This window comes from Microbacterium sp. zg.Y909 (assembly GCF_024626565.1).
The window spans coordinates 1-26,362 of record NZ_JANJFJ010000027.1; the positions used below are offsets into that span (position 1 = coordinate 1).

The 26,362-nt window shown below is 70.1% G+C and carries 21 protein-coding genes and 1 pseudogene; 9 read left to right on the top strand and 13 right to left on the bottom strand.

Translation table 11 applies throughout. The features are described 5' to 3' along the window. The 5 genes from NQ160_RS04010 to NQ160_RS04030 form a co-directional block, all read right to left on the bottom strand. On the bottom strand, positions 1-1,302 hold a 1,302-nt coding region (locus tag NQ160_RS04010), incomplete at its 3' end, for an aminotransferase class V-fold PLP-dependent enzyme (RefSeq protein ID WP_257513953.1). A gap of 66 nt (positions 1,303-1,368) precedes the next feature. Beyond that, entirely contained in the window at positions 1,369-3,462 is a 2,094-nt protein-coding gene (locus tag NQ160_RS04015) for an APC family permease (protein WP_374113624.1), read from the bottom strand. 248 nt (positions 3,463-3,710) lie between these two features. Beyond that, positions 3,711-4,928: an amidohydrolase gene (locus NQ160_RS04020; protein WP_257513954.1), complete on the bottom strand. Its 1,218-nt coding sequence runs from the start codon at positions 4,926-4,928 to the stop codon at positions 3,711-3,713. 49 nt (positions 4,929-4,977) lie between these two features. Further along, positions 4,978-5,988 carry a LacI family DNA-binding transcriptional regulator gene (locus NQ160_RS04025; RefSeq protein ID WP_257513955.1) on the bottom strand — a complete coding sequence of 337 codons (1,011 nt, stop codon included), beginning with the start codon at positions 5,986-5,988 and terminating at the stop codon, positions 4,978-4,980. A gap of 25 nt (positions 5,989-6,013) precedes the next feature. Further along, entirely contained in the window at positions 6,014-7,696 is a 1,683-nt protein-coding gene (locus NQ160_RS04030) for a glycoside hydrolase family 13 protein (protein ID WP_257513956.1), read from the bottom strand. 89 nt (positions 7,697-7,785) lie between these two features. Between NQ160_RS04030 and NQ160_RS04035 the strand changes: the two genes are divergently transcribed. Then, positions 7,786-8,310 (top strand): adenine phosphoribosyltransferase, encoded by a 525-nt coding sequence (locus tag NQ160_RS04035; protein ID WP_257513957.1) that lies wholly within the window; start codon positions 7,786-7,788, stop codon positions 8,308-8,310. Between the two features lie 25 nt (positions 8,311-8,335). Here the strand turns inward: NQ160_RS04035 and NQ160_RS04040 are convergent, their stop codons facing one another. Then, complete coding sequence (locus NQ160_RS04040) at positions 8,336-9,268, bottom strand: 2-hydroxyacid dehydrogenase (protein WP_257513958.1); 933 nt, start codon at positions 9,266-9,268, stop codon at positions 8,336-8,338. A 142-nt stretch (positions 9,269-9,410) separates the two neighbouring features. Between NQ160_RS04040 and NQ160_RS04045 the strand changes: the two genes are divergently transcribed. Next, the gene (locus NQ160_RS04045) at positions 9,411-9,875 is read left to right on the top strand and encodes a hypothetical protein (protein WP_257513959.1); all 465 of its coding nucleotides are present in this window, start codon (positions 9,411-9,413) and stop codon (positions 9,873-9,875) included. A 38-nt stretch (positions 9,876-9,913) separates the two neighbouring features. Here the strand turns inward: NQ160_RS04045 and purQ are convergent, their stop codons facing one another. Next, positions 9,914-10,621: a phosphoribosylformylglycinamidine synthase subunit PurQ gene (gene purQ, locus NQ160_RS04050; RefSeq protein ID WP_257513960.1), complete on the bottom strand. Its 708-nt coding sequence runs from the start codon at positions 10,619-10,621 to the stop codon at positions 9,914-9,916. Continuing rightward, complete coding sequence (gene purS / locus NQ160_RS04055; RefSeq protein ID WP_257513961.1) at positions 10,618-10,866, bottom strand: phosphoribosylformylglycinamidine synthase subunit PurS; 249 nt, start codon at positions 10,864-10,866, stop codon at positions 10,618-10,620. The genes purQ and purS overlap by 4 nt, the downstream gene beginning before the upstream one ends. 250 nt (positions 10,867-11,116) lie before the next feature. Here purS and NQ160_RS04060 point away from each other — a divergent pair, with 250 nt between their 5' ends. The 6 genes from NQ160_RS04060 (at position 11,117) to NQ160_RS04085 (ending at position 19,324) form a co-directional block, all read left to right on the top strand. After that, positions 11,117-12,424, top strand: coding sequence for an ABC transporter substrate-binding protein (locus NQ160_RS04060; RefSeq protein WP_257513962.1), 1,308 nt, complete (start codon positions 11,117-11,119; stop codon positions 12,422-12,424). A 115-nt stretch (positions 12,425-12,539) separates the two neighbouring features. After that, entirely contained in the window at positions 12,540-13,523 is a 984-nt protein-coding gene (locus NQ160_RS04065) for a carbohydrate ABC transporter permease (protein ID WP_257513963.1), read from the top strand. Continuing rightward, positions 13,520-14,446, top strand: a complete 927-nt coding sequence (locus tag NQ160_RS04070; RefSeq protein ID WP_257513964.1) for a carbohydrate ABC transporter permease — start codon at positions 13,520-13,522, stop codon at positions 14,444-14,446. The genes NQ160_RS04065 and NQ160_RS04070 overlap by 4 nt, the downstream gene beginning before the upstream one ends. A 75-nt stretch (positions 14,447-14,521) precedes the next feature. Further along, positions 14,522-16,840, top strand: a complete 2,319-nt coding sequence (gene yicI, locus NQ160_RS04075) for an alpha-xylosidase (RefSeq protein ID WP_257513965.1) — start codon at positions 14,522-14,524, stop codon at positions 16,838-16,840. Continuing rightward, entirely contained in the window at positions 16,837-18,288 is a 1,452-nt protein-coding gene (locus NQ160_RS04080; protein WP_257513966.1) for a GH1 family beta-glucosidase, read from the top strand. The genes yicI and NQ160_RS04080 overlap by 4 nt, the downstream gene beginning before the upstream one ends. Positions 18,289-18,310: 22 nt before the next feature. Further along, the gene (locus tag NQ160_RS04085) at positions 18,311-19,324 is read left to right on the top strand and encodes a LacI family DNA-binding transcriptional regulator (RefSeq protein WP_257513967.1); all 1,014 of its coding nucleotides are present in this window, start codon (positions 18,311-18,313) and stop codon (positions 19,322-19,324) included. A gap of 174 nt (positions 19,325-19,498) precedes the next feature. Here NQ160_RS04085 and NQ160_RS04090 read toward each other — a convergent pair. The 3 genes and pseudogenes from NQ160_RS04090 to NQ160_RS04100 all read right to left on the bottom strand — a co-directional run bounded on the left by NQ160_RS04090 (position 19,499) and on the right by NQ160_RS04100 (position 23,217). Continuing rightward, a pseudogene (locus tag NQ160_RS04090) lies at positions 19,499-20,832 on the bottom strand (uracil-xanthine permease family protein). 83 nt (positions 20,833-20,915) lie between these two features. Next, a complete protein-coding gene (locus tag NQ160_RS04095) occupies positions 20,916-21,839 on the bottom strand; it encodes a phosphoribosylaminoimidazolesuccinocarboxamide synthase (protein ID WP_257513968.1) in 924 nt (307 codons plus the stop codon). Positions 21,840-21,885: 46 nt separating this feature from the next. Beyond that, on the bottom strand, positions 21,886-23,217 hold the full coding sequence (locus NQ160_RS04100; protein WP_257513969.1) for an HNH endonuclease: 1,332 nt from the start codon (positions 23,215-23,217) through the stop codon (positions 21,886-21,888). Positions 23,218-23,377: 160 nt separating this feature from the next. Here NQ160_RS04100 and NQ160_RS04105 point away from each other — a divergent pair, with 160 nt between their 5' ends. Continuing rightward, complete coding sequence (locus NQ160_RS04105; protein WP_374113625.1) at positions 23,378-24,943, top strand: DHA2 family efflux MFS transporter permease subunit; 1,566 nt, start codon at positions 23,378-23,380, stop codon at positions 24,941-24,943. Here NQ160_RS04105 and NQ160_RS04110 read toward each other — a convergent pair. Continuing rightward, on the bottom strand, positions 24,927-25,442 hold the full coding sequence (locus tag NQ160_RS04110) for a nitroreductase family deazaflavin-dependent oxidoreductase (RefSeq protein WP_257513970.1): 516 nt from the start codon (positions 25,440-25,442) through the stop codon (positions 24,927-24,929). The genes NQ160_RS04105 and NQ160_RS04110 overlap by 17 nt on opposite strands. Before the next feature lie 198 nt (positions 25,443-25,640). After that, positions 25,641-26,362, bottom strand: a 722-nt coding sequence (locus NQ160_RS04115) for an FAD-dependent oxidoreductase (RefSeq protein WP_257513971.1), incomplete at its 5' end; no start/stop codon positions are given.

Sequence of the window (26,362 nt, forward strand, 5' to 3'; positions counted from 1 at the left end):
GGCTCCTTCCGCGCCGAAGTACGCTCGGACGCCCGACACGGCGTCGAGGAAGCGGTCGATGTCGTCGTCGGTGGTGAACACCGATGCCGACGCGCGCACCGATGCGGTCAGCCCGAACCGGGCGTGCAGCGGCTTGGCGCAGTGGTGCCCGACTCGCACGGCGATGCCGCGCGAGTCGAGGAACTGCCCCACATCGTGCGCGTGCACTCCGGCGACGTCGAAGGATGCCAGGCCGATGCGGTCGACATCGGCGCCGGGGTCGCCGAGGACCCGCACTCCGTCGATCGCGTCGAGCCCGGTGAGCAGGCGTCGGCCGATCACGCGCTCGTGGGCGTGCACGGCATCCATGCCGATCGCGTCGAGATAGCGCGCCGCGGCGGCGAGCCCGATGGCCTGCGACACCGGCTGCGTGCCGGCTTCGAACTTCTGCGGCGCGGGCAGGAATCCCGCCTCGTCGAGGGTGACGGTGGTTACCATCGATCCGCCTGTCAGGAAGGGCGGCAGTGCCTCGAGCACCTCGGTGCGCCCGTACAGTGCGCCGACTCCGTAGGGTCCGAGCATCTTGTGCCCCGAGAACGCGGCCAGGTCGACGCCGAGGGCGGGGAGGTCCAGCGCCAGGTGGGGAGCCGACTGGCAGGCATCCATCACCGTCAGTGCACCGACCGCCTTCGCCAGCGCGACGATCTCAGTCACGGGGTTGACGATCCCGAGCACGTTCGACACGTGGCTGAACGCCACGACCCGCGTGCGCTCGCCGATGACCGAGGCGGCGGCATCCAGGTCGAGCGTGCCGTCGTCGCGCACCGGAATGTGGCGCAGCACCGCTCCGGTGCGGGCGGCCAGCTCCTGCCACGGGATGAGGTTCGCGTGGTGCTCGGCCTCGGTGACGACGATGTCGTCGCCGGGGCGCAGCGCGAAGGGGGCGGATGCCGGAGCGCCGCGTCCGGCGGTGGCGTTGCCGATCGAGTACGCGACGAGGTTCAGGGCGAGGGTGGCGCCGCTCGTCCACACGAGGTTGTCGGGTTGGGCGCCGACGAAGCCGGCGACGGTCTCGCGGGCGTCCTCGAACAGGTCTGTCGCCTCGGCGGCCAGGGTGTGGGCGCCGCGGTGCACGGCGGAGTTGGCGCGGGTCAGAAAGTCGATCTCGGCGTCGAGTACGACCTGGGGCTTCTGGCTTGTGGCGCCGGAGTCGAGGTAGACGAGCGGCTCGCCGCCCACCGTCTGCCGCAGGATCGGGAAGTCGGCGCGCAGGGCGGCGGCGTCGAGGACCCGGCCGGGCTCGGATGCGATGGAGGCACTCACCCTTCCAGGCTACGCCGCCCAGGCTGCGCCGGGTCCGATGGCCGAGGTGGCGGGCCCAGCGCCGAGCTACGCCGGGCCCGACGGGCCGGCGCCCGACGGTGCGGCTTCGGGCGATTCGTCCTCGGGCTCGGGCTGCATGTGCGCCACCAGGCCGTACGTCGCGGGCATGCCGGCCCGGTCGTCGCCGGGCAGGGGGCGGGGCGGGCGGCGGTAGAGCAGCCGCGAGGAGTCCAGCATCCACGGCACGAGGGTCACGGCGACCCCGTGCACGAGCATCAGCCGCTGGGCGAGGCGACGGGCCCTCCCGTTGTGCAGGAAGGTCTCCCACCAGTGCCCGACGATGTACCGCGGCAGGTAGATCGTCACGACGGAGGAGCCGTGCTTCTGCCGGTACTCGCGGATGAACGTCTCCAGCGGGCCGGCGTACTGGCGGTAGGGCGATTCCAGCATGACCAGGGGCACCGGCACGTGATGCTCCTCCCAATCGGCCTCGAGCTGCGCCGTGTCGCGGGGCGTGACGGCCACGTGCACCGCGATCGTCGTGTCATGGCGGGCGGCCAGGGCGTAGTCGATCGCCTTCGCCGCGGGTTTGTGGAACGAACCGACGAGCACCAGGGCGACGTCTCCGCGGGATCCGAAGCGGACGCTGTCGTCGCCGATCGCCGTCTCCGTCTCCACGGCGAGGTAGTAGCGGCGCACGCCCATCATCAAGGCGGTCAGCAGCGGGATCGCCAGGAACACCAGCCACGCGCCGTGGGTGAACTTGGTCACCGTCACGATGGCCAGCACCACGACGGTCATCACGGCGCCGAGCGAGTTGACGACGCGGCCGCGCAGGGCGGCGCGGCGTTCGAGCGTGGCCCTGCGGGGGATCAGTCGCAGCTCGCGGTTCCAGTGCCGCACCATGCCGATCTGGCCAAGCGAGAACGATACGAACACGCCGATGATGTACAGCTGGATCAGCGTCGTCACGTCGGCCCGGAAGATCAGCAGCACCGTGATGGCGGCGATGCCCAGCAGGATCATGCCGTTGGAGTACACCAACCGGTCGCCGCGCGTGTTCAGCGACTTGGGCGCGTAGCCGTCGCTGGCCAGCACCGACCCCAGCAGCGGGAAGCCGTTGAACGCGGTGTTGGCGGCCAGCAGCAGCACGCACGCGGTGGCGGCCTGCACGATGTAGAACGGCACGGAGCCCATCCCGAAGGTCGCCGCGGCCACCTGCGCCATGAGCGACGGCTGCGGCAGCGAGCAGTCGAAGCCGATCAGTCGGCAGGGGTCTTCGGCGTACCGCACGCCGCTGACGAGGGCCAGGGTCGTGAGCCCCGCGAACAGCGAGATCGCGATGAGGCCCATGATCGCCAGGGTGGTGCGTGCGTTGCGCGCCTGGGGTGGGCGGAAGGCCGGCACGCCGTTGGCGATGGCCTCGACCCCGGTCAGAGCCGAGCAGCCGCTGGCGAAGGCGCGCAGCAGCAGCAGCACCACCGCGGCCTGCGTGAGGCTCGCCGGCTCCACCCCGAAGTGCGCGCTGGATGCCACCGGCGCATCGCCCATCGCCCAACGCAGCAGTCCGGTGGCCACCATCACGCCCACCGACCCGATGAAGAGGTACGTCGGCAAGGCGAACGCGCGCGAGGCCTCACGCACGCCCCGCAGGTTCACCGCGATCAGCAGCACCACGAATCCGATGGCGAGCTCGACGCGCCACGGGTTCAGTGCGGGGAGGGCCGAGATGATGTTGTCGACCCCGGCGGCCACGGACACCGCGACGGTCAGGATGTAGTCCACCAGAAGGGCGGATGCCACGACGACCCCGGGCAGCTCTCCCAGGTTCGTGCGGGCCACCTCGTAGTCCCCGCCGCCGGAGGGGTAGGCGGTGATCAGCTGGCGGTAGCTGAGCACCACCACCGCCAGCAGCACGATGACCGCGAGGGCGATCCAAGGGCTGAAGGTCAGGAACGAAAGCCCACCCAGCAGCAGGATCATCATGAGCTCCTGCGGGGCGTAGGCCACCGACGACAACGCATCGGAAGCGAAGATCGGCAGTGCCATGCGCTTGGCCAGAAGCTGCTGGTCCTGCGTCGCGGATGTGAGCGGGTCGCCGATCAGCAATCGCTTGACGGCGGGGGACTCCGCCCCCGGGTCGGGCTCTTCTGTGGTCACGGCGCGGCACGCTACGCCTGCGCGGTCAGGCGCGCAATGGGTGCGCGGCGTGCAGCCCGAGGGGTGCGCACTGAGGGGTCGGGCGGCTCCTGGTGGGGCGCCGGTGCGGGGGCATGTGCCGGCCGGCCCGAAAGGAGGTGATCTGCCCGAATGCGGTGATTTCGCGGCATCCGGCCCTCATCCGGGCAGATGTCCGCGTTTCGGCAAGGGATGCCGCGGCGGCGGGCCAGCGGTCACCGGGAGGCAGGTCAGCCGGCGAGAAACTCCCGCGCAGCGACGACGAGGTTCTCCACGCCGCGGTCGATCGTGGGGTGCAGCACGGGGGCGAAGAACGGCGAGTGGTTCGTGGGGATGTCCTCGTCGATCGTCCCGCCCGCGGCGGCCCCGGCGTAGACCTCGGGGTCCACGCCGCCCCAGAACCAGAACACCAGTGGGGCGCCGCCGTCGCGGGCGAACCACGACACGTCCTCGCTGCCGGTGAACATTCCCGGGTCGATGACCGAACCCTCGCCGAAGCTGCGCTCGAAGGCGGAGACGAGGCGGGCGGTGGCATCCGCGTCGTTGATCGTCGGCGGCAGCGAGTGCTGAACGGCGATGACGGGCGGCTCCTCCGCGCCGGATGCCTCCGCCTCGGCCCTCACGACCCGTTCGACCTTCGCCATGATGCGCTCGCGCGCCGGCTCGTCGGTGTACCGCAGGCTCAGCTCGAGGCGTGCCTCGGCCGGGATGATGTTGTTCTTCAGTCCGGCGTGGATGGAGCCCACCGTGACGACGGCCATCTCGCGCGGGTCGACCTCGCGCGACACGACGGTCTGCAGCCGCATGACGGTGGCGGCGGCCATGACGACGGGGTCGATCGTGGCGTGCGGGCGCGAGCCATGGCCACCTCGGCCCAGCAGGGTGACCGTCAGCCCGTCGGATGCCGCCATCTGCGTGCCGCTGCGCACGCCGATGAGCCCGGCGGGGAGCGGGGTGAGGTGCTGGCCGAGCACGATGTCGGGGCGGGGGAAGCGGTCGAGCACGCCGTCGGCGATCATCGCCTGCGAGCCGGCGCCGTACTCCTCGGCGGGCTGGAAGACGGCCACCACGGTGCCCGACCAGGCATCCTTCGTCGCCTGCAGCCGCTCGAGGGCGCCGAGCAGCGCGGTGACGTGCATGTCGTGGCCGCAGGCATGCATGACCGGGACGTCCTGCCCGGACGGGTCGATGCCCCGTGCGGTGCTCGCGTAGGCCAGCCCGGTGCGCTCTTCGACCGGCAGGCCGTCCATGTCGGCCCGCAGCCAGACGACCGGGCCGTCGCCGTTGCGGATGACGGCCGCGACCCCGGTGCGTCCGATGCCCTCTTCGAACTCGATCCCCAGCTTCTCCAGGTTGCGGGTGACGACCCCGGCGGTGCGGGTCTCCTGGAAGGAAAGCTCCGGGTGACGGTGCAGATCGATGTACAGGGCTTCGAGGTCGATGCTCATGGCCAGAGCCTACGCGGGGCCGGCCGCCCCCGGCGGTCCCAGGCCCCGGTCAGCCGCGGGCGGGAGCCCCGGTCGAGGGCCGCACCACGAGTTCGAACGGCAGCGCCGCCAGCGGCGTGGGTGCTTCGAGGGCCGCGAGCACCGCCTCGGCGGCCCGCAGGCCCTGGTCGTGCGGGAACTGGTCGACCGTGGTCAGCCCGAAGAACCCCGAGAGCTCGTGGCCGTCGACCCCGACTACCGACAGGTCGCCGGGAACGCTCAGCCCCAGGTCGCGGGCCGCGATCAGGGCGCCGATCGCCATCTCGTCGGATGCCGCGAAGATCGCGGTCGGGCGGTCGTCGCCGTCCAGCAGCCGCATGGCCGCCGCGTGCCCGCTCTCGATGGTGAAGTCGCCGAGCTCGTGGCGGGCGGAGGACGGGGGGATGCCGGCATCCCGCAGAGCCAGCTCGAACCCGCGCCGACGCAGCGACGGGATGCGCTCCCGGTCGGTGCCGTCGTCGGCGTCGTGCAGGGTGCCGATGTGCGCGAGGGCGCGGTGACCGAGCCCCGTGAGGTGGCCGGTGGCGAGGCGCGCGACGGCCACGTCGTCCACCGACAGGCTCGGCAGCGGCGGCTGGGCCGCCCCGAGCGCCACGACCGGCAGCCCGAGATCGGCCAGGCGGCTCACCTCTGAGGGGTCCAGCGACATCGCGATGGCGATCACGCCGTCCACGCGCCGACGGCGCAGGAACGTCTCGAACACCGCCGCCCGCTCGACGGGGTCATCGGTCAGGGGGTAGAGGGTGATGTCGTACCCGGCACTCTGCAGGCCCGAGGCGATGCCTGCGAGCACGGTGGAGAAGTACCAGCGGTCGACCACCGGCAGCAGCACGCCGATGTTGCGAGCGCGGCCCGACGCCAGGCTCGACGCGGGCGCCGAGACGACGTACCCGAGTGCCGCGGCGGTGTCGAGCACGCGCGAGCGGGTGCCGGCCGAAACCTGTCCCCGCCCGCTCAGCGCGCGCGACACCGTCGCGGTGGAGACCCCAGCCGCGCGTGCCACCTCATCGATGCTCACCATGGCGTGGGGTCTCCTGTCGCGTCGATCAGGCCGTGCGCAGCCACACGGTGACGTCGGCCGGCAGCATGCCGTCGGTCACCGGCTCGCTCGCGACCAGCAGGTCGCCGGCGGGCAGCGCCACCGGCTCGGAGCCGATGTTCGAGACGACGGTCACGTCGCCGTTGGTGAAGGCCAGCACGTCGTCGCCGAAGCCGTCCAGCCACTCCAGCGTGCCCGCACCCAGCGCGTGTGCGCGGCGCTCGGCGAGCAGGGTGCGGTACAGCGACAGCGTCGAGTCCGAGTCGCCCACCTGCCGGTCGCGGGCGAGGGTCGTCCACTCCGTCGGCTGCGGCAGCCACGACTGGCCGGTGGGGCTGAAGCCGTACGCGGGGGCGTCGGCGTCCCACGGGATCGGCACGCGGCATCCGTCGCGGCCGTATCGCTCGCCCTCGGTGCGGAACCAGGTCGGGTCCTGGCGGGCGTCGCCGGGCAGGTCGATGACCTCGGGAAGCCCGAGCTCCTCGCCCTGGTAGATGTAGGCCGACCCGGGGAGGGCGAGCATGACGGCGGATGCCGCGCGCGCGCGGCGCAGGCCGAGGACCGGCTCGGGCTTGCCGGGGGAGTCCGGGCCGATGCCGTGACCCTGCGGGTTCTCGGCCGTCAGCGCCAGCCGCGAGGCGTGTCGCACCACGTCGTGGTTGGACAGCACCCAGGTGCTGGGGGCGCCCACGGCGGGGTAGGCGCGCAGCGACTCGTCGATGACCGCGCGCAGCTCGGCGGCGTTCCACGGGGTCTCGAGGTAGGCGAAGTTGAACGCCTGGTGCATCTCGTCGGGACGCACCCACTTGGCGGTCATGTCCACCGTCGGCAGCCACGCCTCGGCGCAGAGCGCGCGGTCGCCGTCGTACTCGGCGAGCACGCGGTTCCAGTCGCGGTAGATGTCGTGCACGCCCTCCTGGCCCCAGTAGGGCACATCGGCCTCTTCGCCGCCCATAGAGCCGGCGTGCGGGTCGGGGGTGTAGTCGGGCAGGCCGGGCGCCTTGACCAGGCCGTGGGCCACGTCGACGCGGAAGCCGTCCACGCCGCGATCGAGCCAGAAGCGCAGGATGCGGCGGAACTCCTCGTGCACGACGGGGTTGGACCAGTCGAAGTCGGGCTGCGACGAGTCGAACAGGTGCAGGTACCACTGGCCGGGCGTGCCGTCGGGCTCGGTCACCCGGGTCCACGCGGGTCCACCGAAGACCGACTCCCAATTGTTCGGGGGCAGCTCGCCGTTCTCACCCTTGCCGTCGCGGAAGATGTAGCGCGCGCGCTCGGGGCTGCCAGGCGCTGCGGCCAGCGCCTCCTGGAACCACACGTGCTGGTCGGACGAGTGGTTCGGCACCAGGTCGGCGATGATGCGGATGCCACGCGAGTGCGCGGCCTCGATGAGGTCGTCGAAGTCGGCGAGCGTGCCGAAGAGCGGGTCGACGTCGCAGTAGTCGGAAACGTCGTAGCCGGCATCCTTCTGCGGGGAACGCTGGAAAGGGCTCAGCCAGATCGCGTCGATACCGAGAGCCTGCAGGTCGTCGATGTGGGAGGTCACGCCGGGCAGGTCGCCCACGCCGTCGCCCGAGGCGTCGGCGAACGAGCGGGGGTAGATCTGGTAGATGACGGCGGTGCGCCACCACTGGGAGCCGGGACGGGAATCCGCAGCGGCGGCGCCGGGGAGGGTGTCGGGAAGTGTCATGCGACCATGCTACTGCAAGCGCTTGCAGTGGGCGCGGGCGGGCGGTCGTTCCCAGGGAGCGTCGGAGGCGCCGCGCGTAGAATCGGCCGGTGACCCCCGAACCCGCCGCCCTTGCGCGCGCCGACTCGCTCATCCGCACGATCCCCGACTATCCCGAGCAGGGTGTGCTGTTCCGCGACGTCACCCCGCTGCTGGCGGATGCCGCCGCCCTCCGCAGCGTGGTCGACGCGATGATCGCCCCCTTCGAAGGCCGGTTCGACGTCGTCGCCGGCATCGAGGCGCGCGGGTTCCTGCTCGCGGGAGCCATGGCCACCGTCGCGGGCGTGGGTCTCGTGCCGATCCGCAAGGCCGGAAAGCTCCCGCGTCCGGCGGCGTCGGTGGCGTACTCGCTGGAGTACGGCACTGCGGCCATCGAGGTGCACGACGACATCGCCGAGGGCACCCGCGTACTGCTGGTCGATGACGTGCTCGCCACGGGCGGCACCCTGGTGGCCGCGCACGAGCTGATGGGCGCCATCGGCGCAGTGGTCATCGGGACGTCGGTGCTCATGGAGCTCCCTGGCCTCGGCGGTCGCGAGGCCGTGGGTGACGTTTACGCGGTCTTCACCGGCTGACGCGAGCGACCGGACCACACCCCGCTCAGGTGCGCACGACGACGTTGAGCGGCTCCTCGCCGGCGATCATGCGCTCCACCTGCCGACGGACGAGTGCGGCGATGCGCGGGCGCATCGCGCTCGAGGCGCCGCCCACGTGCGGGCTGATCAGCACCCCGGGCGTTCCCCACAGGGGGTGACCCTCGGGCAGGGGCTCGGGGTCGACGACGTCCAGCGCCGCGCGCAGCCGGCCCGACGAGGTCTCGGACACGAGGGCGTCGGTGTCGACGAGGGAACCGCGGCCCACGTTGACGACCAGCGCGCCATCCGGCAGCAGCGCGAGCGTTTCGGCGTCGAGGATGCCGCGGGTCTCCTCCCCGCCCGGCAGTGTCAGCACGACGATCTCGGCCTCGGGGAGGAGAGCCTCGAGCTCGTCGATGCCGTGCACCCGCACGCCGTCCTCTTCGCGGGCGGTGCGTGCCACGACCGTCAGGTCGACCTCGAAGGGCAGCAGCCGCGCGGCGGTGGCCTTGCCCACGCCGCCGTAGCCGATCAGCAGCACCCGGCGGTCGGCCAGGCTCTGGGTGAACTGCGGCTTCCAGACCCCGTTGCGGGTGTCGACGGCGAAGTCGTCGATGCGGCGCTGGGCGGCGAGGATCAGTCCGACGGTGAGCTCGGCCGTCGAGGTCTCGTGCACGCTCGCGGCGTTGGCGAAGACGAGGCCCTTCGGCAGCTTCTCGGCGACTCCCTCGTATCCGATGGACTGTCCCTGCACGAGCCGCGGGGCGACTGCGGCCAGCAGCTCGTACGGGGTGTCGCCGTTCATGTACGGCGGAACGACGATGTCGATGTGATCGCGGGGCGGGTCGCCCGACAGATCCCACAGGACGACCTCGGCGCCGTCGGGCGCCGGGGTGAGGTCCTCCGCGAGCTGCTCGGTGGGAACGCTGACGAGAAGGGGAGGGGTGCCGGTGGTCATGCTCCGACGATAGTCACCCCTGGGGCGCGCGGGCCCGGACGATCAGGCTGCGAACTGCCCCGTGCGGTTGCAGGAGGACGGGCGAAAGAGACCGCCAGGGCGGCGATCGCCGAAGGCGCGAGGTGTATGCCACTATTCTCGCGTGGACCCGATCACCGTCATCCTGCCCATCGTGACGCTGTTGCTGGGCGCGGGGGCATCAGCTGGCGTCGACGCCATCAAGCACCGCCGGGATCGTCGGGATAAGCGCGTCGAGGCGCTCCGGGCGGCGCAGGTTGAAGACTGCACTCGCTTTCTGGATGCCGTCCATGACGCAGCGCATCGGCTCGGCCGGACGGCGCCCGACTGCCCCTACCCCCTGCCACGTGGCGAGCACCACTACTGGGGCGCAGACGCGGATGCCGCGCGTGCCATGAGGAGGATCGAGGTCTCCTGCCCTGACGATGTCCGTGACGCCGCACGTATCGTTGTGGCACGGCTCCGCAGCTTTCGTGATGTGGTCGAGGATCTGCCCTACGGGGGCCCTCAGTACCAGTCCGCGCTACGGCCATTCCAACAGGCCCGTGGTGACTTCATCGCTCAAGCGCGCATGCTGGCGCTCAGTTAGGGCGGCTTGCCGCTCGGAGGGTGCGCGGGCCGGTGGGATCAGGCTGCGGCGCCGACCACCGCGGCGACGGCCGAGGTGAAGAACGGCAGGCCGTCCACCCCCGAGCGCATGGCCTGGGGCGTGCCGGGGCCGAAGCCGGGCTCGACGGCGTGCTCGGGATGCGGCATCAGTCCGAGGACATTGCCGCGCTCGTTGGTGATGCCCGCGATGTCGCGGAGCGACCCGTTGGGGTTCACCCCGAGGTAGCGCAGCGCCACCAGACCCTCGCCCTCGAGGCGGTCGAGTTCGGACTCCGCCGCGACGTAGCCGCCGTCGGCGTTCTTCAGCGGAATGACGATCTCCTGGCCGGAGGCGAAGTCGCTCGTCCACGCGGTGTCGTTGTTCTCCACGCGCAGGCGCTGGTCGCGGCGGATGAACTGCTGGTGCGCGTTGCGGATCAGTCCGCCCGGCAGCAGGTGCGCTTCGACGAGCATCTGGAAGCCGTTGCAGATGCCGAGCACAGGCATGCCGCGCTTGGCGGCATCCTTCACCTCGGCCATGATCGGCGCGAGCGCCGCGATGGCTCCGGCGCGCAGGTAGTCGCCGTAGCTGAAGCCGCCGGGGAGCACGAGGGCGTCCACGCCCTCGAGGTCGTGCGAGCCGTGCCAGAGGGCGACCGGCTCCCCGCCGGCGATCTGGACGGCGCGGCGGGCGTCGCCGTCGTCGAGGGAGCCGGGAAAGGTGATGACCCCGACGCGCACCGTCATTCGACGACCTCGATGCCGACCACGTCCTCGATCACCGAGTTGGAGAGCACCTCGTCCGCGATGCGGCGGGCGGCGGCGAGCGTCTCGTCGGTGACCTCGCCCTCGACGGTCAGCTCGAAGCGCTTGCCGATGCGGACGTCACCGAACCCCGTGACGCCGAGGCGCGTGAGAGCGCCGGCCACGGCCTTTCCCTGCGGATCCAGCAGCTCGGCCTTGGGCATGACGTCGACGACGATGGTGGGCATGGTGAGGCTCCGGATGTCGCGGGTAAGGGTGCCCGCCCAGTCTATGGGCGCCCGCGTGATCGCCGCTCCTGCGTGGCATCGCCCCGGGCCCCACAGCCCGTTATCGAACCGTGACTGATTTGTGGAGAGCGTTGCTTTGCGTTCGTGGGAGCGATCCCATACGGTGATCAGCAACCGGTGAGAGCGCTCCCACCCGAAGGGGGCGACGGCCGGTTGGCCCGCAAGACCCACCACCACAAAGGAGTGACCCGTGAAATCACGCGCACTGCGACGCACCGCCCTGCTGGCGGGCGTTGCGACCACAGCAATCGTCCTGGCCGGCTGTGCCGGCGGCGCCGACGCCGGCGACTCGACCGAGGGCGACGGACCCGTCACCATCACGGTCGCCACCTTCAACGACTTCGGCTACGCGCCCTTCATCGAAGAGTTCATGAAGGAGAACCCCGACATCAAGGTCGTGGAGAAGATCTCGGGTGGCTCGGACGAGTCCCGCGAGAACATGCTCAACTTCCTCGGCCAGGACTCGGGTCTGTCCGACATCGAAGCCGTCGAGGTCGACTGGCTCAGCGAGCTGATGCAGTATTCCGACCGCTTCGTGGATCTGACCGACCCGGAGCTGGAGGGCCGCTGGATCGATTGGAAGCAGTCCCAGGCCACCGACGCCGAGGGCCGTGTGATCGGCTACGGAACCGACATCGGGCCGCAGGGCATCGCGTACCGTGCGGACCTCGTCGAGGCGGCGGGGCTGCCCAGCGAGCGTGAAGCTTTCGCCGAGTACCTCGGTGGCGCCGACGCGACGTGGGACCGGTACTTCGAGGTCGGAGCGGAGTTCGTCGCGAATTCCCCGACCGGAGCCACCTGGTTCGACACGGTGCAGGGTGTCTACATGGCCCAGGTCAACCAGCTCGAGAACGCCTACGAAGAGAACGACGGCACGCCGATCGACCTCGAGGGCAGCGATGTCGAGGAGATCTTCACGACGATCCTCGAGCACGGCACCGAGGGCGGTCAGTCCGCGGGTGTCGGCCAGTGGACGGGTGACTGGGACGCCTACTACAACAAGGACGACGGCTTCGCCACGATCATGGCACCGGGCTGGATGCTCAACATCATCAAGGACCGCGCCGGCGCCGACTTCGCGGGCTGGGACATCGCGGATGTGCTTCCCGGTGGCGGCGGCAACTGGGGCGGCGCGTTCCTGACCGTCCCGACGCAGAGCAAGCACCCCGAAGAGGCCAAGAAGCTGGCGGCGTACCTGACCTCCCCCGAGGTCCAGCTGCAGCTCTTCCTCAACCAGGGCACCCTCCCCTCGACGGTCGAGGCGTTGGCCTCTGAGGAGTTGAAGGGCGCGACCGACGAGTGGTTCAACAACGCGCCGGTGGGTCAGATCCTCTCGAACCGTGCTGACGCCGTGACGGTCGTGCCGTACAAGGGCGCGAGCTACAAGAAGATTCACGACGTCATCGTCAACGGCATGAACCGTGTCGACGTGGAGAAGACGCAGGGCATCGACGAGTCCTGGGACCAGGTGCTGTCCGAGCTGGGCTCACTGAACTAATCCGCTGTCGGATCCCGCCCGGTACCTCCCGGGCGGGATCCGCCACCGGTCGGCGGGTCGATCGCCCGCCGCCCATCGTCTATCACTCCTCCTCGCCACGGATCGGAACTCACTGATGAGCAGCACGACGGCCCCCGCAGAGCCGGCCTCCCGCGCCCGGCCTAACAACGACGGCGGAGGGTTCCGCCAGACCCTCGCCAAGTGGGATTTCAAGGCCTCGCCTTACCTCTACATCGCCCCGTTCTTCATACTGTTCGGGATCTTCGGCCTTGCTCCGCTGATCTACACGGCGTGGGTTGCGGTTCACGACTGGCACATCATCGGCGGCCAGGGTGACTTCGTCGGACTCGACAACTTCACGGCGATCCTCGGCCAGGCGATGTTCTGGAAGTCGGTGTTCAACACCATCTCGATCTTCCTGATCGCCACCATCCCGCAGCTGCTGGCAGCGATCTTCATCGCCGCCGCCCTGGACAACAATCTGCGCGCGGGTACGTTCTGGCGCATGGGCGTGCTGCTGCCCTTCGTCGCGGCGCCGGTGGCGGTTGCGATCATCTTCTCCAACCTCTTCGGCAACGAGTTCGGCCTCATCAACAACATCCTCCAGAGCATCGGCCTGGACCCGATCCGGTGGACAGGTGAGCTCTCGAGCCACGTCGCCATCGCCACGATGGTCAACTTCCGGTGGACCGGGTACAACGCCCTGATCCTCCTGGCCGGGATGCAGGCGATTCCCCGTGACCTCTACGAAGCGGCGACGATCGACGGCGCCGGGCGCATGCGCCAGTTCTTCTCGGTCACCATTCCGATGCTGCGCCCGACGATCATCTTCGTGGTCATCACCTCGACGATCGGCGGTTTGCAGGTCTTCGACGAGGCGAAGATGTTCGGCGGTGGTGGCGGTGGCGGTGGCGGCATCGGCGGCGCCGACGGTCAGTGGAAGACGATCACCCTCTTCCTCTGGGAGGTGGGCTGGCGCCAGTCCAACCTCGGACGCTCAGCTGCCATCGCCTGGCTTCTGTTCCTGTTGATCGTGCTCATCGGTGCCCTCAACTTCTTCATCACCCGCCGTATCTCGTCCTCTGGAGGAAAGCGATGAGCGCCACGTCTGTCATCGAAGAGACTGCCGACGTCGTCCCCACGCCGGGTGCGCGTAAGCCGGGGTTCTCCCCGCGACGCAAAGCCTCTCGCAGCTACGGCGAGGGTCGTCGCGCAGGGTGGTTGACCTATGCGGTCCTCGGCCTCGTGATCGTCATCTCCGCCTTCCCGTTCTACTGGTCGATCGTCGTCGGCAGCTGGACGAACCAGATCATCTACTCCAGCGACATCACGCTCACGGTCGGCCCCAACCTCTGGGACTCGATCACCCGCGTCCTCAGTGCCGATATCAACTTCGCCGCAGCGACGCTGAACTCGATCATCGTGTCGGCGACGACGTCGCTCTCGGTGGTGCTCTTCTCCACCCTGGCCGGATTCTCGTTCGCCAAGCTGAAGTTCCGCGGCGCCAACGCTCTTCTGATCGCGGTCATCGCGACGATGGCTGTCCCGACGCAGCTGGGCATCGTGCCGCTCTACCTGCTCATGGGTGAACTCGACCTGCAGGGAAACCTGCTCGCAGTAATCCTTCCGGGCCTGGTCACCGCGTTCGGCGTGTTCTGGATGACGCAGTACCTGCGTGAAGGTCTGCCGGACGAGCTGATCGACGCAGCCCGCGTCGACGGCGCGTCGATGATCAAGACGTTCTGGCACGTCGCCCTGCCGGCCGCGCGCCCGGCCGCCGCGATGCTGTTCCTCTTCACATTCGTCGGCAGCTGGACCAACTTCTTCTGGCCCTACGTGATCCTCGACAACCGCAACGGCACGCTTCCCGTGGCACTGCAGGGGCTGCAGTCGCAGTACTACACCGACTTCCCGCTCATCCTCACGGGAGCACTGCTGTCCACTCTGCCGCTGCTCATCATGTTCGTCTTCGTGGGCAAGCAGCTGGTCAGCGGCATCATGGCGGGCGCTGTCAAGGGCTGAGCGTCGACCGTTCCCGACGCCGCGTAGGAGTATGGGCGTGTTCATCGCGCCATCTCAGATTGGATTCACCGAGTCATGAAGTTCACCGATGGCCTCTGGCACGTGCGCCCGGGTGTGGAAGCGCTGTACGCCCAGGAGGCGTATGCGATCGACGTCGAGCCGGAGCGGGTCACCGTTCTCGCACCCACGCGCGTCATCGCGTCGCGCGGAGACGTGCTGAACCGGCCGACTCTCACCGTGTCGCTGTCCTCGCCCGCTGAGGGTGTGATCGGCGTGCGCGTCAGCCACCACAAGGGCGGTCGGCGCTCGCCCGGCTTCGAGCTCCCCGGTGCCGGCGAGGTCGAGGTGGAGACGTCGGAGGATGCCGAGACGGTGCAATTGCGCTCGGGGTCACTGACGGCGCGCCTGAAGCGCGGCACGTCGTTCCAGCTCGATTTCGTGGACGACACCGGAAGGGTGCTGACGTCGGCGGGGTCCAAATCGCTGGCGCACATGCGTCTCGCCCCCGACGCCGCGGTGACGACGGAGCCCGCGGGCATCGCCGGGGTCACCGCGACCGGACTCGCCCCGGCGCGCGCCTACACGCTCGCGCAGCTGGACCTCGCCGTCGGCGAGCTCGTCTACGGGCTCGGTGAACGGTTCGGTCCGCTGGTCAAGAACGGGCAGACCGTCGACATCTGGCAGGCCGACGGCGGCACCTCCAGCGAGCTGGCCTACAAGAACGTCCCCTTCTACCTGACGAACCGCGGGTACGGGGTCTTCGTCAACCAGCCTGAGCACGTCTCCTTCGAGGTGGCGAGCGAACTGGTCGAGCGCGTGCAATTCGCCACGGCAGGCGAGTCGATCGAGTTCTTCGTGATCGCGGGCCCCACCCCCGCTGATGTGCTGCGCCGCTACACCGCGCTCACCGGCCGGCCGGCGGCCGTGCCGGACTGGTCCTATGGTCTGTGGCTGTCGACCTCGTTCACGACCGATTACGACGAGGCGACCGTCGGGAGTTTCATCGACGGGATGGCCGAGCGTGGCATCCCCCTCGAGGCCTTCCATTTCGACTGCTTCTGGATGCGGGAGTTCGAGTGGACGAACCTCGAGTGGGACCCCCGCACGTTCCCTGACCCGAAGGGCATGCTCGAACGGCTTCATGAGCGCGGGCTTCACGTGTGTGCGTGGATCAACCCGTACATCGCCGAGCGCAGTGCGCTGTTCGACGAGGGCGCCGAGCTGGGCTACCTCGTGCGGCGTCCGGATGGTTCGGTCTGGCAGTGGGACTGGTGGGTCGCGGGGATGGCCCTGGTCGACTTCACCAACCCCGACGCGACCCGGTGGTTCCAGGAGAAGCTGCGGGAACTGGTGCGCGGCGGCGTCGACGCGCTGAAGACGGACTTCGGCGAGCGGATCCCGACCGACGTGGTCTGGCATGACGGAACCGCCCCCGAGACCATGCACAACCTCTACACGCAGCTCTACAACCGCGCAGTCTTCGAGGTCCTCGAAGAGGAGAAGGGCGCCGGCGAGGCGGTGCTGTTCGCACGGTCGGCCACGGCGGGCGGTCAGCAGTTCCCCGTGCACTGGGGCGGTGACAACTCGTCGTCGTTCATCTCCATGGCCGAGACGCTGCGCGGAGGGCTGTCCCTCGCCTTCAGCGGGTTCGGATACTGGAGTCACGACATCGGCGGGTTCGAGGGCCTTCCAGACGCCGCGGTCTTCAAGCGGTGGGTCGCCTTCGGCGCGCTCTCGAGCCACACGCGCCTGCACGGTTCCACGAGCTACCGCGTGCCGTGGGCATTCGATGACGAGGCCGTCGACGTCACTCGGCGCTTCGTCCGTCTGAAGCTCTCCCTCACGCCCTACCTCCGTGCCGCCGGCGACGCAGCGCACACCCAGGGCCTGCCGATCATGCGTCCCATGCAGCTCGCCTTCCCGGGCGACCCGGCCGTGGACAACCTCGATCGTCAGTACCTGCTCGGCGGTGATCTGCTCGTCGCCCCCGTGTTCAGCGCCGCCGGCGACGTGGACTTCTACCTGCCGACCGGGGAATGGACGGACTATTTCACCGGCGAGCAGCTCTCGGGCGGCCGTTGGGTGAGGCGGACGTGCGGCTTCGACGAGATTCCCCTCTACGTGCGAGAGGGAGCGGTCATCCCCGTCAGCGCATATGAGGACACTGCGGAAGACGTCGACCTCGAGGGCCTCACGTTGTTCGTGGCCCCGGGCGAGCAGGGAGTCACGACGGTTCGCGTGCGTCCTACCGGCGGGACCGATGTGGAGTACGTGGTCGAACACACAGCCGATGGCATCAGCGTGCGCGGACCGGGTACGTTCCGGGTCGCGCCGGTCGGTCGACCCGACCGCGCCGTGACGGCTGTCGACGGGCGGGCGGAGGTTTCGCCGTGAATCCCCGACCTTTCCCCAGCGATTTCCTCTTCGGCGCCGCGACCGCGGCGTACCAGATCGAGGGCGCCGCCCATGAGGACGGGCGGCGGGACTCCATCTGGGATGCCTTCTCGCGTGTTCCCGGTGCCGTCATCAACGCCGACAACGGCGACGTCGCCTGCGACCACTACCACCGCTACCGTGACGACGTCGCGCTGATGAAGCGCATGGGCCTGCAGACCTACCGGTTCTCGACGTCCTGGTCGCGCGTGCGACCGGACGGCGGAGCGCTCAACCCGGCGGGGGTCGACTTCTACAAGCGGCTCGTGGACGAGCTGCTCGATGCTGGCATCCTTCCCTGGCTGACGCTGTACCACTGGGACCTGCCGCAGGCGCTGCAGGAGCGGGGCGGCTGGACGAACCGCGACACCGCGGACCTCTTCACCGAGTACGCGCTCGACATGCACGACGCCCTCGGCGACCGCGTGCAGGCGTGGACGACGCTCAACGAGCCGTGGTGCTCGTCGTTCCTCAGCTACACCGCGGGCCTTCACGCGCCCGGGCATCAGAGCGTGCGCGAGGGTGTGCTCGCCGCGCACCACCTGATGCTCGGACACGGCCAGGCCGTGCAGGAGCTGCGCCGCCGCGACCCCGCCCTGAAGCTGGGCCTGACGCTGAACCTGACGGTGGCGGATGCCGTGGACCCGGCGGATGCCGCCGACGTCGACGCCGCCCGCCGCATCGACGGCCAGTTCAACCGCTGGTTCCTCGACCCGATCTTCCGGGCGGAGTACCCGGCGGACACCGTCGAGGACATCCGCCGGGTGGATGCCGAAGCCATCGCCGCGCTCGAGGCCGCCACCCGTCCCGGGGACCTCGAGACCATCGCCACCCCCATCGACACCCTCGGCGTGAACTACTACCACGGCGAGTATGTGGGCGGACGTCCGCCGGCCGTCCCGGTCGACGGTGGCGACGCGCCCACCGAGCGGCAGGGATCCTCGCCGTTCCCCTCGCACGAGGGCATCCACTGGCACGATCGCGGGCTCGCCCGCACATCGATGCACTGGGAGGTGCAGCCCGAGGGGCTGACCCGCCTGCTGCGGCGGGTGCAGGACGACTACACCGGCCGTCTCGGCATGCCGCTGTACGTCACCGAGAACGGCGCGGCCTACGACGATGTCGCGGTGCAGGAAGACGGCGAGACGCGGGTGCACGACGGCGACCGTGTCGAGTTCGTGCGCGGGCACCTCGGGGCGATCCTCGACGCCCAGGATGCGGGCGTCGATGTGCGCGGATACTTCTATTGGTCGCTGCTGGACAACTTCGAGTGGGCCTGGGGCTACGAGAAGCGGTTCGGGATCGTTCGCGTGGACTATGCCACGCAGGCGCGGACTGTGAAGGACAGCGGCCGCGAGTACAGTCGGATCATCGCGGAGCGGGCGCTCGATGTCCCGCCCGCCGGTTAGCGGCGACGTCATCAGGAGACGCATGGGCACGGACGAACTGCGAGGCGCCGCCACCATCGAAGAGGTCGCCGCTGCCGCGGGGGTCTCGCGGTCGACGGTCTCGCGCGTGGTGAACGGATCGACCGCGGTCAGCCCGTCGGCACTCGAGGCGGTGAACCGCGCCATCGCCGAGCTGAACTACGTGCCCAACCGGGCTGCACGGTCGCTGGCGAGCAGGCAGACGCTCGCCATCGCCTTGGTGGTCCCTGAGGACGTCACCCGCTTCTTCGGCGACCCGTTCTTTGCGGCGATCGTGTCGGGCATCAACGCGACCCTCAGCAGGTCGGACTACGTCCTGAACCTCTTCATCGCCAACGACGACCCGGGCGACAAGACCACCAGCTACCTGCGCAGCGGCGCGGTCGACGGCGCGATCATCGTTTCGCACCACACCAGCGACACGTTCATCGACCGCATCGCCGCCGCAGTGCCGGTGGTCTACGGCGGCCGGCCCGGCCGGGAGCGCGGGAACGACTACTACGTCGACGTCGACAACGTCGGGGCGGGCATCGCCGCGACCCGGCACCTCATCGCCCGCGGGCGGCGCAGACTCGCGACGGTCGCGGGACCGCTGACCATGCCGGCATCCGTCGACCGGCTCGAGGGATTCCGCGCGGCGCTCGCCGAGGCTGGGCTCGAGGAGGTCGGAGTCGAGGGCGGCGACTTCACCGCTCAGGGTGGCCGGGAGGCGACGCAGCGCCTGCTCGAGGCGGGCGCCCCCTTCGACGGGCTCTTCATCGCCAGTGACCTCATGGCCCGCGGGGCGCTGGTGGCGCTGGACCGCGCGGGGCTGCGCGTTCCGGACGACGTCGCGATCGTAGGCTTCGACGACTCTCCGGTGGCGGCGACGCTGACTCCGCCCCTGACGACCATGCGTCAGCCGTCGTTCCTGCAGGGCGAGCAGATGGCCGCGACGCTGCTGGATCTGCTGGCCGGCCGCAACCCGCGGCGGGTGAAGATGCTCGAGACCGAGCTCGTGGTGCGCGCTTCGACCTGACCCGCCCGCCTGCCGCGCCCGGTCTGCCGCCCCCGCTCTGCCCGACGCGCCCGCTGCGCCCGCTCCGCCCGCTGAAACGACAACTGGCGGCCGAGACGGTGGGGAACAACCACTGTCTCGGCCGCCAGATGAGGTCTCACGGTTCGCGTGCGGCGGGCCGTCGCGTGCGGCGGGCTACTCCTGCAGGTCGCCGCCCAGCTGGCCGACGGCGGGGAGGGGGCCGCCGTCGTCGGCGCCGGTGCGGCGCCAGCGGGCGATGGCGTTGCCGCCGTGGTAGATCGCGAGAGCCGCGACGGTGCCGAGCACGATGGCGCCGAACTGCAGCGAGCCCCAGTCCATCGTGAAGCCGGCGATCGCGATGATGAACGACACCGCGACGGTGTACTGGTTCACCGGGCGGGAGAAGTCCACGCGGTTGTCGACCCAGATCTTGATGCGATCAGGCCGTACAGCGCCGTCGTCACACCACCGAGCACACCGGCGGGAATCGTGTTGAACAGGGCGCCGATCTTCGGCGAGAACGCCAGCAGGATCGCCACGATGCCGGCCACCCAGTAGGCCGCGGTCGAGTAGACGCGCGTGGCTGCCATGACGCCGATGTTCTCGCCGTAGGTCGTCGTGGCCGAACCGCCGAAGCCGCCGGCGAGCATCGTCGCCGCACCGTCGGCGATGAGCGCCCGGCCGGTGTGCTTGTTGATCGAGGGGTCCTCGGTCATGGTGGCGACACCGCGCACGTGGCCGACGTTCTCGGCGATCAGCACGAGCACGACGGGGAGGAACATCGGCACGAGCGCCCACGCGGCGGGGTCTGCGAGACCGGCCAGGTGGAACTCCGGCAGCCCGATCCACGCCGCCTCGTTGACCGAGGTGAAGTCGATCTGACCGGTGAAGGCGGCCACCAGGTATCCGACGATCACGCCGAGGAAGATCGAGATGCGCCCCAGGAACCCGCGGAACAGCACGCTGAACAGCACGACCGCCACCAGGGTGATGGTGGCCAGCTCCGGCTGCAGGCGGAAGTTGTCCCACGCGGCGGGGGCGAGGTTGAAACCGATGAGCGCGACGATGGAGCCCGCCACGACCGGCGGCATGAGCTTCTCGATCCAGCCGGTGCCGACCGCCTGCACGATGAAGCCCACCGCGGCCAGCAGCGCACCGGCCACGACGACGCCCACGAGCGCCTGCGTCAACTGCTGCGGGGTCTCCAGCGCCTGGCCGCTGTTCAGCGCCGTGATCGGCGCGATGAACGCGAACGACGACCCCAGGTAGCTGGGCAGGCGGTTCTTCGTGATGAGAAGGAACAGCAGCGTCCCGAGGCCCGAGAACAGCAGCGTCGTCGACACCGGGAAGCCGGTGAGGATCGGCACGAGGAAGGTCGCGCCGAACATCGCCACGACGTGCTGAGCGCCGATGGCGATGGTGGCGCCCCAGCTCAGACGTTCCTCGGGCTTGACGACGGCTCCGCGTTCGACGTGGCGGCCGTCACCGTGCAGGCGCCAGATGGCCATGGGACTCCTCGGGTCAGAAGAAACAGGGGGGAAGACGAATCCCATTATCTGGGAAAAACCTGTGAAGTCCTGCGTGTGTGACGTCAGATTCCCGTGAGTCGCTCCAGCAGTTCCTGATATCGCGCGGCGGTGCGTTCGACGACGTCGGGGGGAAGCGGCGGCGGGGTGCCCTGCTTGTCCCAGTTCGCGGCGAGCCAGTCCCGCACGATCTGCTTGTCGAAGCTCGCCATGCGCTCGGCGGGGGTGGTGCCGGAGTGCCAGGCCGCGGCATCCCAGTAGCGCGACGAATCACTGGTCAGCACCTCGTCCGCCAGTGTCAGCACGCCCTTGTCGTCGAGGCCGAACTCGAACTTCGTGTCCGCGAGGATGAGCCCGTGCCCCTCGGCAGTGGCGGCGGCGCGGGCGTAGATCTCCAACGACGTCGCCCGCAGCTCCTCGGCGCGCTCGCGTCCGACGAGCTCCACGGTCTGGTCGAACGAGATGTTCTCGTCGTGCTCGCCCATCGGCGCCTTGTAGGCCGGGGTGAAGAGCGGCTCGGGAAGGCGGTCCCCGTCGCCGAGGCCTGCCGGCAGCGGGATGCCGCACACCGTGCCCTGCGCGCGATACTCGGCCCAGCCCGATCCGGTGAGATAGCCGCGCACGACGCACTCCACCGGCAGCATGTCGAGCGAGCGCACCACCATGGCGCGCCCGGCGACCGCATCGGGCACGAGCGAGTGCGGCTCGTCGTCGTTGCCGAGCACCACCGTCGCGGCGAGGTGGTTCGGGATGCCGCGGCCCCCGTCGCCGCCGGCGAGCTGATCGAACCACCACAGGCTCAGGGTCGTCAGCAGCACCCCCTTGCCGGGGATGCCGGGCTCGAGCACGTGGTCGAACGCGCTCACGCGGTCGCTGGCGACCACCAGCATCCGATCCTCCGATCCCGGGGTGGCGGCGGAGGGGACGTACAGGTCGCGCACCTTGCCGGAATAGACGTGGCGCCAGCCGGGCAGGTCGGGGGAAGTCACCTGCCCATTATCGACGGACGTAGGCCGCCGCTCGCACCGTGGGTCGTCAACTGGCGAGGTCGTAGCGATGTCGCCCGCCGAGACGTGGGGTCTGTGCCGGATCGATCCACGCGGGTGGGATGAACCACACCTTCGCCCGCGTCCCGATGCCCTGCACGTCGATCCTCCAGCCGTCCTCGTGGGTGCGGTGGTGGCATCCGACGCAGAGGAGGATGCCGTTGCCCAGATCCGTCGACCCGCCGTCTCGTGCCCACCATCGGATGTGGTGGACGACGCATCGCGCTGAGGGAGCGCCGCACGAGGCGCAGCCGCCGTCGCGTTCGCCCAGCGCCAGCTTCTGCGCCGCGGTGAACAGCCGCCTGGCGCGTCCCCAGTCGAGGATCTCGCTGTCGCCGCCGAGTACGCAGGGGATGATCTCCGCGTCGGCGGCCAGTCGTCGGGCCGCAGTCGCCGAGAGCGGCTGATCGATTCCGTCGACGGTCGCGACGCCGACGCCGTCCGTCAGGGTGTCCAGGTTCATCCGCACGATGACGGTCGCCGTGGGGAGGGTGGGTAGCTGCGTGCATCCGAGCGCGTGCCGGCACACGTCGGCGAGTGCGTCCGCCTGCATCTGACGCATGCTGCGCCGGTCCTTCTCGGCGTCGTCGGCGTGCTCGGTGCGGCGGAGGACGCCGGTGACGATCCCTTCGATGGCGGCCTTCACAGGCGCCGCTGTCTCGGCATCGAGCTTCGCCGTCAGCACGACCATCCCGTCCCGCTCCTGGATGATCAGGCTGCGCTCGCCGCGCCTCTCCGCCTCGCGCGGCTCGACGCCGTCCGGGTCGAGGTGCGCCTCGGCGCGGGCGAGCAGGGTGCCCAGCTGATCAGGGCGCAGGCCCGGCGCCATGGCGGAGAGCCGCTGCTCCATCGCGTCGAGGATCCCGGTATCGGCGCGCAGCGACACACGGTCCAGAAGGGTGATGATCGCCGATGCCGCCCACATGCCGAGCTCGCCGGATGCCACGGCGGCGGCGACGTGACGGTGCTTGGCGGGAAGGCGCTCGCCGGAGAGCGTCATGCGCGGTGCGGTGGCTTCGCCGACCTGCACCAGGCGCACCGCGTCGGCGGCCGTCGAACCCGTCGTCGCCGAGATCAGCGCGGTGGGAGAGCGGTGGCCCTGCTTCTTGGCGAGCGAATCCTTGCCCAGCTCGGTGCGGGATTGGCGAGCGATCTCGGCGGCCACCGGTGCGAATGCGGCATCCACTCGGCGGCGCAGTGCTCCGAAGGCGTCGTTCACCGCGATCAGTTCGCCCGGCGTCAGCGACTCGGTTGGCCTGTCTGCACCGGCGGCGACCAGCACGTCGAGTGCTGCGGCGATGTCTCGGAGTCCGTTCTCCATGGCATGCAGTCTAGTACATATCTACGACCCTAGGAAGGGGCGCGGGAAACGATACCCCGATGAAATATCCACAACCGCCATCGAGATCTACGCCCCGCTGTCGGTCGGCGGGCGTAGAGTCTCCCGCACCGCGACGACCGCGGAGGGAGAGGCTGACGGCGTGACCGAATCCGACATCCACGCTCGCCGCGCCGTGGGGCGAGCTCCGACCCCGCCTGCCGCCAGCCCTTGGCCCGCCCTGTGGGCGCTGGTGATCGGCTTCTTCATGATCCTCGTCGACACGACGATCGTGTCGGTGGCCAACCCCGCGATCAAAGCGGCCCTCGATCCCGGCAGCGGCAACCTCGACAATGTCGTGTGGGTGACCAGCGCCTACCTCCTCGCCTACGCCGTGCCGCTGCTGATCACGGGCCGACTCGGCGACAGGTTCGGCCCGAAGAACATCTACCTGATCGGGCTGGCCGTCTTCACGCTGGCCTCGCTCGGGTGCGGGCTGTCCTCCACCCTCGACGGCCTCATCGCCTTCCGCGCGCTGCAGGGCATCGGCGCGTCGCTGATGACACCGCAGACGATGGCCGTGATCACCCGCACCTTCCCCGCCGCCCGACGGGGAGCGGCGATGGGGCTATGGGGTGCGACCTCCGGCGTCGCGATGCTGGTCGGTCCGCTCGCCGGCGGTCTGCTCGTGGACGGCCTCGGGTGGGAGTGGATCTTCTTCGTGAACCTCCCCGTGGGGATCGTCGGATTCGTGCTGGCGTGGATGCTGGTGCCGAAGCTGCCGACCCACCCGCACCGCTTCGACATGCTGGGGGTGGTGCTCAGCGCCGTCGCCCTGTTCCTCATCGTGTTCGCCCTGCAGGAGGCGGAGCACTACGACTGGGGTGCCATCTTGGGGCCGGTGACGGTGTGGATGCTGCTGGCCGCCGGCCTGCTCGTGCTGGCGCTGTTCGTGCTTCAGCAGGCCCGCACGCGCAGCGAGGCGCTCGTGCCGATGTCGCTGTTCCGCGATCGCAACTTCTCCGTCGCCGGCATCGGCATCACCGCGGTGGGGTTCATGGCGGCGAGCATGTCGCTGCCGTACATGTTCTTCCTGCAGCTGGCGCGCGGGCTGAGTCCGACCGATGCCGCCCTGCTGCTGGTTCCCACGGCGGTGGCCGCCGGCATCCTCTCGCCGCTGGCGGGACGTCTGCTCGACCGCACCGACCCGAGGTTCCTGCTCGTGCCGGGGATGATCGCGGTGGCATCCGCGCTCGTCTGGTACGCGTCGCTGATGACCCCGGATACGCCGACGTGGATGTTCCTCTTCCCCGCCGCCCTCATGGGGATCGGGCAGTCAGGGCTGTGGGGGCCGCTGGCGACGACGGCGACGCGCAACCTCGACCCCCGCCAGGCGGGTGCCGGCTCCGGCGTCTACAACACGATGCGCACGATCGGCTCGGTGCTGGGATCGGCCGCGATCGCGGCGGTGATGCAGGGGCGCCTGGAGGCCAACCTCCCCGGGCTGGAGGAGGCGGGGGCAGGGCTCGGCTCGGGTGCGTTGCCGCCGGAGGCCGCAACCGGGTTCGCCGCGGCGATGGGACAGGCGATCCTGCTGCCGGCGGCGGTGCTCCTGCTCGGAGTGGTCGCCGTGCTGTTCCTGCGCCGGCCCGTGCCGGTGCGCGCGCCCGGGGAAGCGCTCGCCCGCGCGGAAGCGCCCGCACCCACGCAGACTAGAGGCGTCCGGTGAACGGCGACGGGGTGGTGTCGGTCGTCAGGCGGAACAGCCGCACGACACGACCGGAGTCCCGCTCGTACTGCCGGTAACCCGGCCACTGGGCTTCGATCAGCGCCCACGCGGCATCGCGCTCGCCGTCGGGGATCGGTTCGGCGTGCACACGGTATCGGCGACCGCGGACGTCCGCCTCGGCATCCGGATGCGCCCGGAGGTTCGTCGTCCATGCCGGATGCCGCTCCCGCGCGAAGCTCGTGCCGGCGACGATGCCGCCGCCATGCCCGTCGGGCGTGTACATGAGCTGGGTCTCGCGCGGCTGCCCGCTCTTCGCGCCCGTGGTGTGCAGCACGAGCGAAGGCACGAGGATGCCGGAGACGATCAGCCGGCCGCCGGTGACGCGCTTGAGCACCCGCTCCGCCACCGGCAGCGCCCGCGGGGCGACGCGGCGGAAGGTCTTCGTGCGAGTGACGGGCGCGATGAGGCGCCGCAACGTGGTCACTAGTCGGTTCGCCATGCCCCGAGCATGGCACCGGTCGTGGCCGCGGGGGTGCCCCCAGGCCGGTGGCGATCGCACCGACGCCCCAACTCCTCAAGAACCCGCCCGGGGCCTCCGAAACAGCCCGGATGGCCACTGCGGAGGCCGATTCTCGAGGAGTTGCGTCCGACGGCCCGCCCGCCTGCACGCCCGCACGCGCGAAGCCACCTCCGCCGGCTATCTCACCGGTGCCGACAGGTAGTGCTCGACGAGGTACTCGGCGATCGCGATCGAACTGGTGGCGGCGGGCGACGGCGCGTTGCGCAGCACGGTGACCGGGCCCACCTGGTCGACCGCGAAGTCATCCAGCAGCTCCCCCTTGCGCCCCCAGGCCTGCGCACGTACGCCGGCCGCGGTCTTGTGGGTCAGGTCGCGCATCCGCAGCTCCGGCACGAAGCGGCGGGCCTTGCGGAACCACAGCGGCTTGACCAGCGAGCTGCTGATCTCGTCGACGCCCATCCGCCAGTGCTGCTTGGCCAGGGATGCCGCACCTGGCCAGCGCAGCGACTCCCACGTGTCCTTCGGTGAGATCTGCAGCCAGGTGTATCCCTCCCGCGCGAGGGCGGGCACGGCGTTGGGGCCGACGTGGACGTTGTCGTAGACGCCGCGGGTGAAGTGCACGCCCAGAAACGGGAACCGCGGGTCCGGGACGGGGTAGATCATGCCGTTCACCAGGTCCGCGCGCTCCGGTGCGAGCTCCCAGTACTCGCCGCGGAAGGGGAGGATCTTCGGCGACGGGTCGGCGCCGACGAACCGGGCCACCACATCGGACTGCAGACCCGCGCACGCGATCACGCGGTCGAAGACGTCGTCCGACACGGGCGTGATGACACGCACGGCCCCGTTCTCGGCCCGGATGCCGGTGACCTCGTGCCCCAGGCGGATCTCACCGCCCGCGG

Bases quoted from the DNA above. Each gene is read 5' to 3' on its own strand.
- NQ160_RS04020 (WP_257513954.1), bottom strand. From the start codon at position 4,928: ATGAGCATCGACCTCGAAGCCCTGTACATCGATCTGCACCGTCACCCG.
- NQ160_RS04025 (WP_257513955.1), bottom strand. From the start codon at position 5,988: ATGGTGAGCATCGATGAGGTGGCACGCGCGGCTGGGGTCTCCACCGCG.
- NQ160_RS04030 (WP_257513956.1), bottom strand. From the start codon at position 7,696: ATGACACTTCCCGACACCCTCCCCGGCGCCGCCGCTGCGGATTCCCGT.
- NQ160_RS04040 (WP_257513958.1), bottom strand. From the start codon at position 9,268: ATGACCACCGGCACCCCTCCCCTTCTCGTCAGCGTTCCCACCGAGCAG.
- purQ (WP_257513960.1), bottom strand. From the start codon at position 10,621: ATGACGGTGCGCGTCGGGGTCATCACCTTTCCCGGCTCCCTCGACGAC.
- purS (WP_257513961.1), bottom strand. From the start codon at position 10,866: ATGCCCACCATCGTCGTCGACGTCATGCCCAAGGCCGAGCTGCTGGAT.
- NQ160_RS04065 (WP_257513963.1), top strand. From the start codon at position 12,540: ATGAGCAGCACGACGGCCCCCGCAGAGCCGGCCTCCCGCGCCCGGCCT.
- NQ160_RS04070 (WP_257513964.1), top strand. From the start codon at position 13,520: ATGAGCGCCACGTCTGTCATCGAAGAGACTGCCGACGTCGTCCCCACG.
- yicI (WP_257513965.1), top strand. From the start codon at position 14,522: ATGAAGTTCACCGATGGCCTCTGGCACGTGCGCCCGGGTGTGGAAGCG.
- NQ160_RS04085 (WP_257513967.1), top strand. From the start codon at position 18,311: ATGGGCACGGACGAACTGCGAGGCGCCGCCACCATCGAAGAGGTCGCC.
- NQ160_RS04100 (WP_257513969.1), bottom strand. From the start codon at position 23,217: ATGGAGAACGGACTCCGAGACATCGCCGCAGCACTCGACGTGCTGGTC.
- NQ160_RS04110 (WP_257513970.1), bottom strand. From the start codon at position 25,442: ATGGCGAACCGACTAGTGACCACGTTGCGGCGCCTCATCGCGCCCGTC.